This window comes from Bacillus cereus group sp. MS39, from assembly GCF_040448665.1.
Lineage (GTDB): Bacteria > Bacillota > Bacilli > Bacillales > Bacillaceae_G > Bacillus_A > Bacillus_A wiedmannii.
The window spans coordinates 95517-110029 of the sequence record NZ_CP123058.1 but is presented as its reverse complement, the minus strand read 5'-3'; the positions used below and the strand labels follow the sequence as shown (position 1 = coordinate 110029).

The window sequence follows — 14513 nt, the reverse complement described above, 5'->3', positions numbered from 1 at the left end:
AAGACTATATTAATTGCCCTTATATAAAGAAAAAATCACTTTTACCGAAGTAAAAGTGATTTCTGTTTATACATTATTTCCCTAAAACGAATTCAGCAACTTCATCTAAGATCATTTCTTTACCTAGAGGGAAGTAACCTTTGTTTACGTCTTCGTTTTTAATTGTAAATACGTGGTTGTTTTTAACAGCGTTCATGTTTTTCCAAATTGATTCTTCTTGGAATTCTTTTAGACGTTGAGAACCGTCACCAGTTGTAAATACGAATAAGTAATCCGGGTTGTAATCGATTAAAGCTTCTTTTTGTACTTGTACTAGTGGTTTATCCGTTGGTGTACCTTTAACTGCTGGTAATTTTAAATCATTAAAGATTACGCTACCGTAACCGTAGTCACCGTATACGCGGAAAGCATTTGGATATGCAGCCATTTTCATAAATTTAGCATCGCCAGTTTTCGCAACGATTTTATCATGTAATTTGCTTGCTTTTTCATCATACTGTTTGAACCATTCTTTTGTTTCTTTCTCTTTACCGAAGATTTGACCTACTTCTTCGAATTTTGGACGCCATTGATCTAATGGAGTTTTTAACATAACTGTTGGTGCAATTTTAGATAATTGATCATAAATCTTTTCTTGACGATTGTTTACAAGAATTAAGTCTGGTTTTGCAGCAGCTACTGCTTCGATGTTAATTTTATCGCCCCAAGCAGAACCAACTGGTTTTACGTCTTTTAATTTCTTTTCAATATGTGTATCAATTTTTTCTTGCGATGTATTAGCAGTAATAATTGGTTTCATACCAAAAATTAATAATTCTTCTGTTGAACCACTAAGGTCAGCAATTTTCTTTGGATTTGCAGGGATTTTAATTTCCCCTTTTGCATGTTGTACAGTGCGCTCTTCAGTCTTCGCATCCTTCGCATCTGCTTTCTTCTCTTCTTTGTTAGAACAAGCTGCAAATAGTACAGAAGTAACAACTAGTACCATTGCTAATAACGCCATTTTAAAATTCTTCATGTTCCCACTCCTTCTAGCTGTATTTCTCTTATAAGTTACAATGAACTATAAGAAACAAGATTAACAATTAATAAATATATATTGATTAATTGTTACTTATGCCCCGTTCTAACGGGTGTTCAACTTCCTATTTACTAATAAGAAGCTCAACGTCCATTAGAAGCCCCCCTCTTTACGAGGGGGATTCTACTTATGCTTTTTTACGCAATTGATTACTAATCATCGCTAAATCATATGTTAAACAAATTGGTTTACAGTTTACTGGACACGGAACGATTTGAGCTTCAATCTCAAATACACTGCGAAGTGTTTCACTTGTCATCACTTCATCTGGCGTTCCTTGTTTCATTAACTTACCTGCTTTTAATGCAATCATATGATCTGAGAAACGAGAAGCATGGTTTAAGTCATGGATAACCATAACAATCGTTCTACCTTCTTCTTCATTTAACTTTTTCAATAAATTTAATACTTCTAATTGATGCGCCATATCTAAGTACGTTGTCGGTTCATCTAATACGAGTAATTCTGTTCCTTGTGCAAGGGCCATCGCAATCCATACACGTTGACGTTGCCCGCCTGATAACGCCTCTGCTGAACGATTTGCAAATTCTGTCATTCCCGTCACTTCAAGTGCCCAATGAATGTAACGATAATCCTCTTCTTTCAACGTTCCAAATCCTTTTTGATGAGGAAAACGTCCATATGAAACAAGTTCAAACACAGTAAGGCCAGTTGGCACTTCTGCAGTCTGTGGTAAAATCGCCATTTTCTTTGCGATTTCTTTCGTTGGTTGTTTCTCGATTGCTTTTCCGTCAAGATAAACAGTACCTTTTTTCGCCTTCAAAATACGAGAAGCCGTTTTTAATAATGTGGACTTCCCACAACCATTTGGTCCAATAATCGTTGTAATTTTCCCTTCCGGAATTTCAACTGTTAATCCATCAATAATTAACCCTTCATTATAGCCAACAGATACCGCATCAACTGCTAAAGTTGCCATACAAAAAGCCTCCCTTTATTTTGTCCTCATAAGTAAATATATGAAATATGGTGCACCAATTACAGAAATAACAAGACCGACCGGTATTTCTGAAGTTGTTAACACACTTCTTGAAATTACGTCTGCGAATAAGAGTAAAAACGTCCCTATTAGTGCAGCGGTAGGCAGCATAATTTGATGTTTACCACCAACAAGGCGCCTCGCTAAATGCGGAGCCATTAAACCGATAAAACCAATTCCTCCGGCAACAGCGACAGATGCACCAGCTAAGCAAACTGCAATAAATAATAATTTACGTCTTTCTTTTTCTACATTTAGACCAAGGCCAACAGCTGTGGAGTCACCTAGATTCATTACATTTAATATGTGTGCCTTACTAATAGCAAGTGGCAAGAAAATAACCATCCATGGAAGTACACTTAGTACGAACTTCCAATCTGTGCCCCATAGACTTCCTGCTAACCAAATCGTAGCAAAGCGGAAATCGTTAGATGTCATCTTCATAGAAAAAATTAAACTAACAGCACCAAACCCGGCTGCAACAGCGATACCAACTAGTATTAATCTCGTTGATGAAACGCCGTCTTTCCATGCTAGTAAATAAATAATAACCGCCGCTAATATTGCACCAACTAACGCGAAGAATGGAAGGATAAATACAGATAAAAATGTACCAGTCCCAACTTTTCCGAAGAAAAAGTAGACGAATATAACAACTGTTAATCCCGCTCCAGCGTTAATACCGATAATACCTGGATCAGCAAGTGGATTTCGTGATAATCCTTGCAAAATCGCACCTGACATCGCTAAAGCGGATCCGACTAATATAGCAATAACCATACGCGGCATACGGAATTCAAATAAAATAACAGACTGATCTTCAGCCCCAAGTCCAACCAATGACTTTAATACGTCCATTGGCGGTATTTTAAATGTCCCTGTATTTAAACTTACTAAAAATACAGTAACGATTAATCCTACTAAGATTGTTAAAACAGAAACGTTCTTTTTTGTTAAGACACTTGTCCTCACATTTTCCCTCTCCCTTCGTTACGTGCTAAGTAGAGGAAGAATGGAACCCCAATTAGCGCTGTAATTGCTCCAATTGGCGTTTCAAACGGCGGATTAATAACGCGAGATAACATATCTGCACATTCAATTAACAGCCCACCTAAGACCGCAGAACATGGAATAACCCATCTATAGTCTGAGCCTACAAGGAAACGAGTCATATGCGGGATTACAAGGCCAACAAATCCAACCGATCCTGCCATAGAAACCGCAGAACCTGTTAACACAAGAACAAGTACTGTTCCGATAAATTTAATTAATGTCGTATTTTGACCAAGTCCAATCGCAATTTCTTCACCGAAGCTTAAAATTGTAATATACCTCGACATCATAATTGCAATAAAGAGACAAACAAGGCCAATTGGTACTAACATATTAATACTTTCCCATTTCACTCCCGCAACTCCGCCTGCATTCCACATACTCACCTCTTGGGCAAGGTTGAAATATAGCGCAATTCCAGATGAAATGGCCCCTAATAAAGCACTAATTGCTGCACCCGCTAAAGCTAACTTCACAGGTGTTAATCCACCTGGTGAAGAAGACCCAATTCCATATACAATGCTCGCTCCAAACGCAGCCCCAATAAAAGATGCGATAACGAACATTAAATAAGGTGAATTAGGGAAGAATGCATACATAATTGCAATTCCAAATACAGCTCCATCTGTAATTCCCATTAACGATGGTGAAGCAAGTGGATTTCGCGTCATACCTTGCATAATTGCCCCTGATACCGCTAAAAAGGCACCTGCAACTACGCCCCCTATTGCTCTAGGCATGCGAAGTTCTTGAATTACGTTATGATGCGTAATAGAACCGTCAAACTGAAACACAGCTTGCCATACAGTCTTTAAACTAATATCTGCAGCACCAAACGAAATAGAAACTGCCATGCTTAAAGCTAACAAAACTGTACCTGCTACTAAAATAATAGAAGCAACGAGCGGTCTGCTCTTAATCTCTTTAACATTCACATCTTGCTGTTCTATACTCCTTGCGCTCGCTTCCATACCTCAACCATCCTAACCAACAACATATATTTAATGAAATGAAATTTATTCTCAAATAGTAATAAAAAAATTAGGTTAATTGACCTTTTCTTGATAATGATTCTCAGAATCAGACACTTTCTATTCTACCTATCGCTTCAAAAGACTGTCAACCATTATTTTGAAATATAAATTTATATTTGAATGGATAGATGATGCCCCTCCTTCATTGAATGTTAATCTACTCAATTGTATTTTCGTAGAATAACTCATTCCTCGTATGGGCATAAAAAAAGAAGAGTAATCTGTTCACTCTTCTTTTTCTTACTTATTTAACTTTGCTTCAATTTTTACAATTAATTCATCTTCTGTTGGAGCCGCGACTGGACGATTATTTACAAATGCGAATGATTTTTTACGACCAGGACCACAGTAAGACTGACATGCAACTTCAATCGTTGCACATGAATCGACTTTTTTTAACTTTGGAATCAACGTTTTAACGTTCGTTGCCTGACAATCATCGCACACACGAAATTCGTTTCCCATTATATATAACACTTCCTCTATTTTAAACTTTTCACAAGTACATTTAAAAATAAACACTAAATGGTATTTTACCGCTCTTTGAAGCTCGTTGCAAGTGTCCTTACAACGCTCTTTCTTCATATAATGTTACATATTTATATGCTCTCCTTCATAAGCTCTCATCATTCATAGCAAAATTTATACCTTTCATCGAAATCTACCATATTTTTAAAAGCTTTGTATAAAAGCTCATTTTTTTGCCCATTATAAAAATAGGAAGTTCATAAAAAGAAAGGGAGTTGAATCTATGAAAGTAAGACAAGATGCTTGGACGGATGAGGATGATTTATTACTTGCTGAAACTGTACTTCGTCACGTTCGAGAAGGAAGTACTCAATTAAATGCATTTGAAGAAGTGGGTGATCAATTAAATCGTACATCGGCTGCCTGTGGTTTCCGTTGGAATGCTGTTGTTCGCTATAGCTATGAACAAGCTCTTCAACTAGCAAAAAAACATCGTAAAGATAAAATGCGTGCTGCAAGCGGTGAACAAGCGAAAAAACGTTTACTTTATACACCACCAGCTTCAGATTCGATAACTGACTATGAAGAATTCGTACAAGAGGAATCAATTGTGCAATATAAAGAAGCTATTCCATATCAAGAACCTACTGTTCCTGCTGCAAAAGGCTCTATGACAATGCAAGATGTTATTTATTTTTTACAAACGGTCGGATCTTCAAATATAAAAGTGACAGCTCTTGAAAACGAGAATACGAGATTGAAACAAGAAATTAAATCACAAATCCTTCGAAATGAAGAACTAGAAAAGAAACTAGAAAAATTAGAAAAACAATCTCATACTGTACAAGAAGATTACGAAACACTTATGAATATTATGAACCGTGCTCGTAAGCTGGCAGTCATGGATGACGAAGAACGTTCTCAAACATCTTTCCGAATGGATCGAAACGGTAATTTAGAAAAAATTGCAGAATAAAAAGGATGCATTGTATGCATCCTTTTTATCATTTCACCTTTAAACTTTCCCTTTATATATGAAAAAACCCGTTTCTACATTTTTTGCTATAATAGAGATTGTCATTTTAAAGATAAGGGGTTAGTTATATGAGCAATTCCCGTTCCATTTTATCTCAGCCAGAGTGGCGTATTGTAGATCAGTCTAGTTTGGGACCAACATTCCATGCATTGCAGTCATTCGCAATGGATGACACACTGTGCACAAGCATTGGAAATGGTCAATCAGCTGCAACAATGCGTTCTTGGGTTCATCACAATACAATTGTTCTTGGCATTCAAGATTCACGCCTACCACACTTGGAAGAAGGTATTTCCTTTTTACAAGAAAACAACTTCAATGTTATCGTTCGTAATTCCGGTGGACTTGCAGTCGTACTTGATGAAGGTGTTTTAAACATATCACTTTTATTCCAAGAGACAGAAAAAGGTATAGATATTGATCTTGGATACGATACAATGTGGCATTTAATTAAGGAAATGTTAAACGATTACGATGTTACAATCGAGGCAAAAGAAATTGTTGGCTCTTACTGTCCTGGTAGCTATGACTTAAGTATTCGCAATCAAAAATTTGCTGGCATTTCACAGCGACGTATTCGCGGCGGTGTCGCTGTCCAAATTTATCTTTGTGCTACAGGAAGTGGCTCTGAGCGTGCCGCACTCGTTCGTGATTTCTACAACCTAGCCATTCAAGGAGAAGAAACACGCTTTACGTATCCTGGAATTGTACCGAGTACGATGGCTTCACTTTCAGAATTACTTGGCGAAACCATTACAGTACAAGATTTAATGATGCGCCTTTTAAAAACATTGCAGCAATTCGCTCCAAAGTTAACACCATCTCAATTAACAATAGATGAAATACCTTTATATGAGACGAATTTACAACGTATTATTGATCGTAACAATAAAGCACTTGGCTTAGAAAAATAAAGACCGTCGCTATAATAGCGACGGTCTTTATTTCGATTCATTATAGAATTAAAGTGCTTGAGCTGCTGTAATTAAAGCTAACTTGTACACTTCTTCTTCGTTACATCCGCGAGATAAATCATTTACAGGCATATTTAAACCTTGTAAGATTGGTCCTACTGCTTCGAAGTTACCTAAACGTTGAGCGATTTTGTAGCCAATATTACCAGCTTCTAAGCTTGGGAATACGAATACGTTAGCATCACCTTTAATTGTAGAACCTGGAGCTTTTTTCTCGGCTACAGATGGTACGAATGCAGCATCGAATTGGAATTCTCCATCTAAAGTTAATTCCGGAGCCATTTCTTTTGCAATACGAGTTGCTTCTACAACTTTTTCTGTTTCTGGAGATTTCGCAGAACCTTTTGTAGAGAAGCTTAACATAGCAACGCGTGGATCAATACCGAATAGTTCAGCAGTTTTCGCACTCTCGATACCAATTTCAGCTAAATCTTGGCTGTTTGGTGCAATGTTAATTGCACAATCAGCGAATACATATTTCTCTTCTTCACGTACCATGATGAATACGCCAGAAGTTTTTGTAACGCCTGGTTTTGTTTTAATGATTTGAAGTGCTGGACGAACTGTATCAGCTGTAGAGTGAGCTGCACCACTTACTAAACCGTGTGCTTTGCCCATGTATACAAGCATTGTACCGAAGTAGTTTTCGTCTTTAAGGATTTTGCGAGCGTCTTCTTCAGTTGCTTTACCTTTACGGCGTTCAACGAAAGATGCTACCATTGCATCCATTTCTTCGTATGTAGCTGGGTCATAAATATCAACGCCTGCTAATGTTAAATTCATGCTAGCAGCTTTTGCGCTAATTTCTTCTTTATTACCAACTAAGATTGGTTGTACTAACTCTTCTTTTGCTAAACGCTCTGCAGCGCCTAAAATTCTTTCATCAGTTCCTTCAGGAAGTACGATAGAAATGCCTTTTCCTTGAACTTTTTCTTTTACTGTTGTAAATAAGTTGCTCACGAATAAACCCTCCTACATATGTTAAAAAACTCTATCTTTAAGAATACTGCTTTTCCTCTCTATTTTAAACTTATAGCTCCCAAAAAATAGATAAAATGAAAATGATTATATTTTCATAAAATTCAGCCTAGAAATAACGCCCCTTTAAGCCTTATCCTCTCCTATTTTCAAATAAACTTAAATGTGACAATTTTATGCGCCAAAGCTTTATATAGATGATTTTAAAACTATATATGCTATAGTTAACGTGTAAAACTATCATTAACTGAGGTGAATAGAATGAGTGAAGCAACAACAACGTTAGATGGCTGGTATTGTTTACATGATTTACGTTCTATTGATTGGGCTGCATGGAAAACATTATCTAGCGACGAACGCGGGCAAGCTGTGTCTGAATTTTTAAATGTCGTTGAAAAATGGAACGAAGTAGCTAGTGCGAAAAAAGGCAGTCATGCAATGTATACAGTTGTTGGCCAAAAAGCTGATATTATGCTTATGATTTTACGTCCAACAATGGAAGAGTTAAATGAAATTGAGACAGAATTGAATAAAACAACATTAGCTGAATATATGGTTCCTGCATACTCTTACGTATCTGTTGTTGAACTAAGCAACTACCTTCCAGCTGATGAAGATCCATATCAAAACCCACAAATCTTAGCTCGCTTATATCCAGAACTACCAAAAGCAAATCACATTTGCTTCTACCCAATGGACAAGCGTCGCCAAGGTGATGACAACTGGTACATGCTTCCTATGGAAGAACGTAAGAAAATGATGTACAGTCATAGTAAAATTGGTCGCCAGTACGCAGGTAAGGTACGCCAAGTTATTTCAGGGTCAGTTGGATTCGACGATTTTGAGTGGGGCGTAACATTATTCGCTGACGATGTTCTTCAATTTAAAAAACTTATATATGAAATGCGCTTCGATGAAGTAAGTGCTCGTTATGGTGAATTCGGAACATTTTTCGTTGGAAACATTTTACCAGACGAAAAGGTAGAGAAATTTTTACACATATAAATCGTGAAAAAGGAACGAATTTCGTTCCTTTTTTTATTACCCTCTATATTTCTCCTCAAAATACTTCTTTTCTCTGCAAATTTGAACAAAAATGGACAAATTCTTTTCAATTTCCTTACAAAATTGTAACCTTTCTATATCCAAATTTATGCTAAAATGGTACGAGCTACATGCTAATAACGATGCGAAGGTGATAATCTATATGAAGAAAATCTTGTCTATTTTACTAGCGCTTTTATTGTCAATTTCTTCCTTAGGAGTAACAACATCCCATGCGGAAGAAAAAATACACATTGAGGCGGCAGCTGCACTTTTATTTGATGCAGATACAGGAAAAATACTGCATGAACAAAATCCAGATGAATTACTAGCTATTGCTAGTATGTCAAAATTAATTGTTGTTTATGCCGTATTAGAAGCAATTAAAGAAGGAAAAATTACTTGGGATACAAAGGTAAACATTTCTGATTATGCTTATGAAGTTTCACGTAATAATGAATTCTCTAACGTTCCGTTTGAAAAGGGACGTCAATATACTGTAAGAGAATTATATCATTCTATCGTTATCTTCTCTGCAAACGGATCTAGTATTGCCTTAGCAGAACTTCTTGCAGGAAGTGAGAAGAACTTCTTGAATCTTGCAAATGAACATGCAAAAAAACTAGGGTTAAAGAAATATAAATTTGTAAACGCTACTGGGTTAAATAACGCTGACTTAAAAGGAAAACACCCTGAGGGAACGGATCCGAATGGAGAAAATTCCATGTCAGCTCGCGATATGGGTATGCTTTCAAAAACAATGATTACAAAGTATCCAGAAATGCTAGAGGATACAAAACAAAGATTTAGAAACTTCCCAGATAATCATCCGAAACCAATTCGTATGGAAAACTGGAACTGGATGTTACCAGGTGCTGCTTTCTCTTATGAAGGAACAGATGGTTTAAAAACTGGTAGTTCTGATACCGCTGGATATGGATTCACTATTACTGCTAAACGTGGTGATGTACGTCTTATTTCAGTTATTATTAAAACAAAATCAATGGACGAGCGCTTCACAGAATCTCGTGAATTAATCGAATACGGGTTTAATAACTTCGAAAAACAAAAGCTAAAAGTTGATAAAAATAATACAATCTCTGTAGTAAAAGGTAAAGAAGATCAAGTAACTGTTGTACCGGAAAAAGAAATAACAGTAATCGCGAAAAAAGGTAGCAAAGATCCTTATAAAATTGAGACTGAAGTAGATAAATCTCTTGCTGAAGATGGACATTTAGTTGCTCCTATTAAGAAAGATGCCAAAGTAGGCTCAATTACTTTAGAATCAACTGATAAATATGGTTTCTTAGACGGTAGTAAAAGGATGAAAGTTACTGCAAAAACGACAGAAGAAGTTGAAAAGGCAAATTGGTTCGTATTAACAATGCGCTCTATCGGAGATTTCTTCTCAAACTTATGGTCTAAAGTATTTTAATGATGGAAAGCTAGCTCACGCTAGCTTTTTTTATTTTCCTCTCTCCATGTAAAACTTCGTTTGGTTGTCATATCTGAGTCCTTTTTCTCATACGTATGAACTAGTAATCGTTACACACTTCATCTAGAAATAAACCTCTTTCCACAAGGTATTCCAAAAAGAGAGGTGACACATAATGGGTGTTATTGCTTATAACGAAGAAGATGTAAAGTTATTAGCTAGACTGATGCGTGCTGAAGCTGAAGGAGAAGGACAACAAGGAATGTTAATGGTCGGAAACGTAGGGGTAAATCGTGTCCGCGGAAATTGTTTAGATTTTAAAAAAATACGTAATTTACGTCAAATGGTTTATCAAAATCCTGGCGGTTTTGAGGCAACGCAAAAAGGGTATTTTTATCAGCGTGCAAGAGAACAAGATATCGCATTAGCAAGGCGAACGATTCAAGGACAACGTTTTTGGCCTGCAAATTTCGCCTTATGGTTTTTTAGACCTGAAGGTCCTTGCCCACCAACTTGGTATGACCAACAAAACTCTGGACGTTTTAAAAAGCACTGCTTCTTCCAACCATCTGCCGGGGATTGCCCTAGCGTATATTAATGAATGAAAACGAGGAGGGATTTTTGAATGGCACAGCAACAAAACCCGTATTATGGAACAGGTTTTTATCAACCATCTGGAACTTATGCACAACAGCAACAAATGACCCCACAGCAACAGCAACAACAGCAAGCGATGCAACAACAAGCTGCGCAAGCTCAATATGCCGTTTCTCAAGGCATGTTACCATTAGAACAGTCGTATATTGAAAATATTCTTCGCTTGAACAAAGGCAAGCAAGCCACCGTAGTAATGACTTATGAGCGTGGTAGTTCACTCGGTACACAATCTTATACAGGTATTATTGAGGCAGCTGGACGTGATCACATCGTTATTAGTGAACCGCAATCGGGGAAACGTTTTTTACTACTAATGATTTACTTAGATTATGTAGAATTCCCAGAAGAAATTATGTATTTACCTAGTCAACAAGCAACTTATGCTCCAAGACCATAAAAAAAGCTGGCATATGCCAGCTTTTGTTTTTTTATAAGCCTTTTACAACTGCAGTTCCGACTAAGATCCATGCCACGATAAACGCTACACCACCAAGAGGTGTAATTGGGCCAAAGAACTTAATACCTGTCGTACTTAATGCATACAAACTACCTGAAAACATAATAATCCCAGCTACCATAAGCCAGCCAGCAGTAGTTAAAAGTGATGATTGAATTTTATCCATTAATAAAGCAACTACGAATAGTCCACCTGCATGAAACATTTGATATGTAACGCCTGTTTTCCAAACTTCTAACATTTTTGCAGAAACTTTATTTTCTAAACCGTGTGCTCCAAAAGCCCCTAGCGCAACAGATAGCCCTGCCGCAATACAACCTAGTAAAAAGAAAATTTTCATCTTAATTCCCCTTTTTTTACCTTTATCATAAGCAATTTTTTCATATAAGCCAAACGATTTATCTTCTAAAAATCAAATAAAGAATTACCGTTTGCGCCTTCTTCTTTTATATACACAGGTTCTCCCGAAACCGGCATAACTGGTTGAACTGTCGTCATAGGCTGAGATCCAATTACTTGTGATGGAATCTCAGGTTCTCTATACATAGAAGGCTCAGCTTGTTCATCTAATAATAAATCACATAACGCTCGCACAACTAATAAATGCGCTTTTGATTGTTGCCCTTCACTGCTTTTTGCCTTTGCAATTTCATTCGCCATTTTATTTAAAATCTTATCGCTCGATATTTGCATTCCTTGTCACCTCTTACTTTGTAGTTCTTTCTCAAATTGTCCTAGCTTCTCTACTGAACCAAACACTATTATCATATCATGTTCTTGTAGTTTTTCCTGCCCCGTTGGATTATGTATAACATCCCCATTTCTCAAAATCGCTAAAATTGTTACATCAAATTGATTTCTCACATCACTCTCTAGTAACGATTTACTAGCTAAAATAGAACCCTTGCCGACTGCAATTTCTTCAATTACAAATGACTGTTCCATGCCATATAGTACTGTATCAATATAATGAACTGTTAGCGGATTCGCAATACCTTTTGCAATATGAATTCCTGCCATGCTAGATGGATTAATCACCTTATTTGCCCCAGCACGCTTTAATTTGTCTTCGGTTTCTGGTTTTTCCGCTCTTGCCACAATTTTAATTGCATCGTTTAGCCCTCTTGCCGTTAATGTAATAAATACATTTTCAGCATCATTTGCTACGATAGCAACTAAACCAGCTGCCTTTGAAATTCCAGCATGATGTAACACTTGGTCTTCCGTTGCATCTCCGTGTACAAATAAAAGCTTTTCCTGTTCCAATATACTCTCATCTTTATCAACAACGACAAATGGGATTTTCTTTTCTTGCAATTCATGTACAGCTTGAAGCCCCACTCTACCGCAACCACATACGATAATATGATTTTGTAACTGTGCTATTTGTTTATCCATCTTCTTCCTCCGTACTGCATGAAATAAATTCCCTTCAATAATCATAGCTGCCACTACACCAATTGCATACGTAACAATACCGACACCAACAGGTATAATAAGGAGTGCAAATACTTTCCCCGCTTGCGTTACAGGAACGGCATCTCCGTATCCAACAGTCAATACAGTAATCATCGTCATCCAAAATGCTTGAAACAAACTAATCTCTTCAATCATCATAAATCCTAGCGTTCCTAGAATTACAACAAAAGTCATACATATAACTGCTATCCATAATTGCTTCCGTGCATTCATATTGCGCTTCAACTCTTTTCTCTATCTACAATCTTTGCCAGTGGAAATGAAATACATATATACTAGATACGGAATCTATGAAAGAGGTTGATATAATGAAAACATTTCTTTCCGCCTTACAATGGGCACTATTTATTTTAGCTGGAAGCCTTATTGTACCAATTAGCGTCGCAACTAATTATGGTCTCGATGGCGCTGAAGCTATTGCATTCGTACAAAGAACATTATTTGTTCTTGGCTTTGCTGGCCTACTGCAAGCTATATTTGGGCATAAACTTCCTATTCAAGAAGGTCCTGCTGGACTTTGGTGGGGTATTTTCTCCCTTTATGCAAGTTTAGGTGTCGTATTATTTGGATCCAGCAATGAAACGCTTAAAGTCCTTCAGTACGCTTTCCTATTAAGTGGTATCATTTGTATTATTCTTAGTGTTTTTGGACTAATCGATAAACTAGTCCGCTATTTTACACCGACAGTCATTGGAACATATTTATTTCTTCTTGTCGCGCAACTTAGCGGGTCCTTCTTAAAGGGAATGTTCGGTCTTGACGGACAACATACAGAGGTACAAGCTGACGTATTTATTCTTTCACTCATTGTTATTTTACTATCCTTTTTCATCATGAAGCTACCTATTATTGGACAATATTCCGTTCTTTTCAGTATCGTCTGCGGCTGGATATTATTCGCATGCTTCGGATTATCAAATCCAGTAACGCCTGTGACAGATATAATCCGTTTTCCGTCTCTATTTGTTTTCGGAATGCCTCGTATTGAATGGAACATGGCAATTACGGTAGTTTTCGTTACACTATTACTTCTAACAAATATGTTAGCAAGTATTCGCGTTGTGCAAAGGATTGTCTCTAAGTATGAAAAGAATGCAGCACCAGATCGTTTCAAACAAGCCGGTATTATAACAGGAATAAATCAATTGCTAGGAGGCCTTTTTTCAGCTATTGGACCTGTTGCGATTTCTGGATCAGCAGGATTTATTGCAACGACTAATATTTATAAACGACTCCCATTTATGTTAGGGTCAAGCTTTATTATTTCTGTTAGTATATTCCCAAAGATTACTTCATTCTTTGCGGCGATACCTGTCGCAGTCGGATATGCTGCCATTTACCCTGTATTTGCAAGCATGATTGGTCTTGCCTTTCGCGAATACGAAACAGTACAAGATAAAGAACGGTTATTTAAAGTAGCAGGTCTTTCAATCTTTACAGGAGTCGGAGTTATGTTTGTTCCAGCAGGAGCATTTTCTACACTCCCGCCGTTTCTAGCATCGTTTTTAAGTAATGGTCTTGTTCTCGGATCTGTAATGGCAATTTTGCTCGAAATACTATTTTCTCGTTCTACAGAAAAACAACCATCGTAAATTGGAAAACTTCCATTATTGCACTCTATCTTTAGAGTTGTTACGATAATGATAAAGTTAAACTTTAATCAATGAGAGCTATTCATCTTTACTAATGATTAGCTCTCACCGATCGGGCATTAGCAGTATAAATTATCATGGGCAACGTGCTCGTGATAATTTATACTAAAAACACAGAACTTCTCCTAGCTTCACATAAAGAAGTTCGATGTCTTACTATATATT

The 14513-nt window shown here is 36.9% G+C and carries 16 protein-coding genes; 7 read left to right on the top strand and 9 right to left on the bottom strand.

The window, feature by feature from the left end; all coding sequences use genetic code 11:
- Positions 1-73: 73 nt before the first annotated feature.
- The 5 genes from QEP67_RS00535 to QEP67_RS00515 form a co-directional block, all read right to left on the bottom strand.
- Complete coding sequence (locus tag QEP67_RS00535) at positions 74-1018, bottom strand: ABC transporter substrate-binding protein (protein ID WP_000787744.1); 945 nt, start codon at positions 1016-1018, stop codon at positions 74-76.
- Positions 1019-1208: 190 nt separating this feature from the next.
- Positions 1209-2021: an ABC transporter ATP-binding protein gene (locus QEP67_RS00530; RefSeq protein WP_000212066.1), complete on the bottom strand. Its 813-nt coding sequence runs from the start codon at positions 2019-2021 to the stop codon at positions 1209-1211.
- A gap of 15 nt (positions 2022-2036) precedes the next feature.
- On the bottom strand, positions 2037-3053 hold the full coding sequence (locus QEP67_RS00525; RefSeq protein WP_001260774.1) for an iron ABC transporter permease: 1017 nt from the start codon (positions 3051-3053) through the stop codon (positions 2037-2039).
- Positions 3050-4105: an iron ABC transporter permease gene (locus QEP67_RS00520; protein WP_000388283.1), complete on the bottom strand. Its 1056-nt coding sequence runs from the start codon at positions 4103-4105 to the stop codon at positions 3050-3052. The genes QEP67_RS00525 and QEP67_RS00520 overlap by 4 nt, the downstream gene beginning before the upstream one ends.
- A gap of 303 nt (positions 4106-4408) precedes the next feature.
- Positions 4409-4633 (bottom strand): DUF1450 domain-containing protein, encoded by a 225-nt coding sequence (locus tag QEP67_RS00515; RefSeq protein ID WP_000526075.1) that lies wholly within the window; start codon positions 4631-4633, stop codon positions 4409-4411.
- A 286-nt stretch (positions 4634-4919) separates the two neighbouring features.
- Between QEP67_RS00515 and QEP67_RS00510 the strand changes: the two genes are divergently transcribed.
- Positions 4920-5612: an RsfA family transcriptional regulator gene (locus QEP67_RS00510; protein WP_000868353.1), complete on the top strand. Its 693-nt coding sequence runs from the start codon at positions 4920-4922 to the stop codon at positions 5610-5612.
- 128 nt (positions 5613-5740) lie between these two features.
- Positions 5741-6586: a biotin/lipoate A/B protein ligase family protein gene (locus QEP67_RS00505; RefSeq protein WP_353706492.1), complete on the top strand. Its 846-nt coding sequence runs from the start codon at positions 5741-5743 to the stop codon at positions 6584-6586.
- Positions 6587-6634: 48 nt separating this feature from the next.
- On the opposite strand, the gene pta is transcribed toward QEP67_RS00505, so the two are convergent.
- Complete coding sequence (gene pta / locus QEP67_RS00500; RefSeq protein WP_000067226.1) at positions 6635-7606, bottom strand: phosphate acetyltransferase; 972 nt, start codon at positions 7604-7606, stop codon at positions 6635-6637.
- A 279-nt stretch (positions 7607-7885) separates the two neighbouring features.
- Here pta and hemQ point away from each other — a divergent pair, with 279 nt between their 5' ends.
- From hemQ to gerQ, 4 genes are all read left to right on the top strand, one after another.
- Positions 7886-8629: a hydrogen peroxide-dependent heme synthase gene (gene hemQ, locus QEP67_RS00495; protein ID WP_001287590.1), complete on the top strand. Its 744-nt coding sequence runs from the start codon at positions 7886-7888 to the stop codon at positions 8627-8629.
- A 202-nt stretch (positions 8630-8831) separates the two neighbouring features.
- Positions 8832-10103, top strand: coding sequence for a serine hydrolase (locus tag QEP67_RS00490; RefSeq protein ID WP_000722839.1), 1272 nt, complete (start codon positions 8832-8834; stop codon positions 10101-10103).
- A 175-nt stretch (positions 10104-10278) separates the two neighbouring features.
- Positions 10279-10701 carry a cell wall hydrolase CwlJ gene (gene cwlJ, locus QEP67_RS00485; RefSeq protein ID WP_000538157.1) on the top strand — a complete coding sequence of 141 codons (423 nt, stop codon included), beginning with the start codon at positions 10279-10281 and terminating at the stop codon, positions 10699-10701.
- A gap of 27 nt (positions 10702-10728) precedes the next feature.
- On the top strand, positions 10729-11157 hold the full coding sequence (gene gerQ / locus QEP67_RS00480; protein WP_000068635.1) for a spore coat protein GerQ: 429 nt from the start codon (positions 10729-10731) through the stop codon (positions 11155-11157).
- A gap of 31 nt (positions 11158-11188) precedes the next feature.
- On the opposite strand, the gene QEP67_RS00475 is transcribed toward gerQ, so the two are convergent.
- The 3 genes from QEP67_RS00475 to QEP67_RS00465 form a co-directional block, all read right to left on the bottom strand.
- On the bottom strand, positions 11189-11557 hold the full coding sequence (locus tag QEP67_RS00475; protein WP_000688322.1) for a DUF423 domain-containing protein: 369 nt from the start codon (positions 11555-11557) through the stop codon (positions 11189-11191).
- 65 nt (positions 11558-11622) lie between these two features.
- On the bottom strand, positions 11623-11910 hold the full coding sequence (locus tag QEP67_RS00470) for a YwdI family protein (RefSeq protein WP_001167358.1): 288 nt from the start codon (positions 11908-11910) through the stop codon (positions 11623-11625).
- A 6-nt stretch (positions 11911-11916) separates the two neighbouring features.
- Positions 11917-12909, bottom strand: coding sequence for a potassium channel protein (locus QEP67_RS00465; protein WP_353706491.1), 993 nt, complete (start codon positions 12907-12909; stop codon positions 11917-11919).
- A 95-nt stretch (positions 12910-13004) separates the two neighbouring features.
- On the opposite strand from QEP67_RS00465, the gene QEP67_RS00460 reads away from it, so the two are divergent.
- Positions 13005-14288, top strand: coding sequence for a purine/pyrimidine permease (locus tag QEP67_RS00460; RefSeq protein WP_048566730.1), 1284 nt, complete (start codon positions 13005-13007; stop codon positions 14286-14288).
- Positions 14289-14513 lie beyond the last annotated feature (225 nt).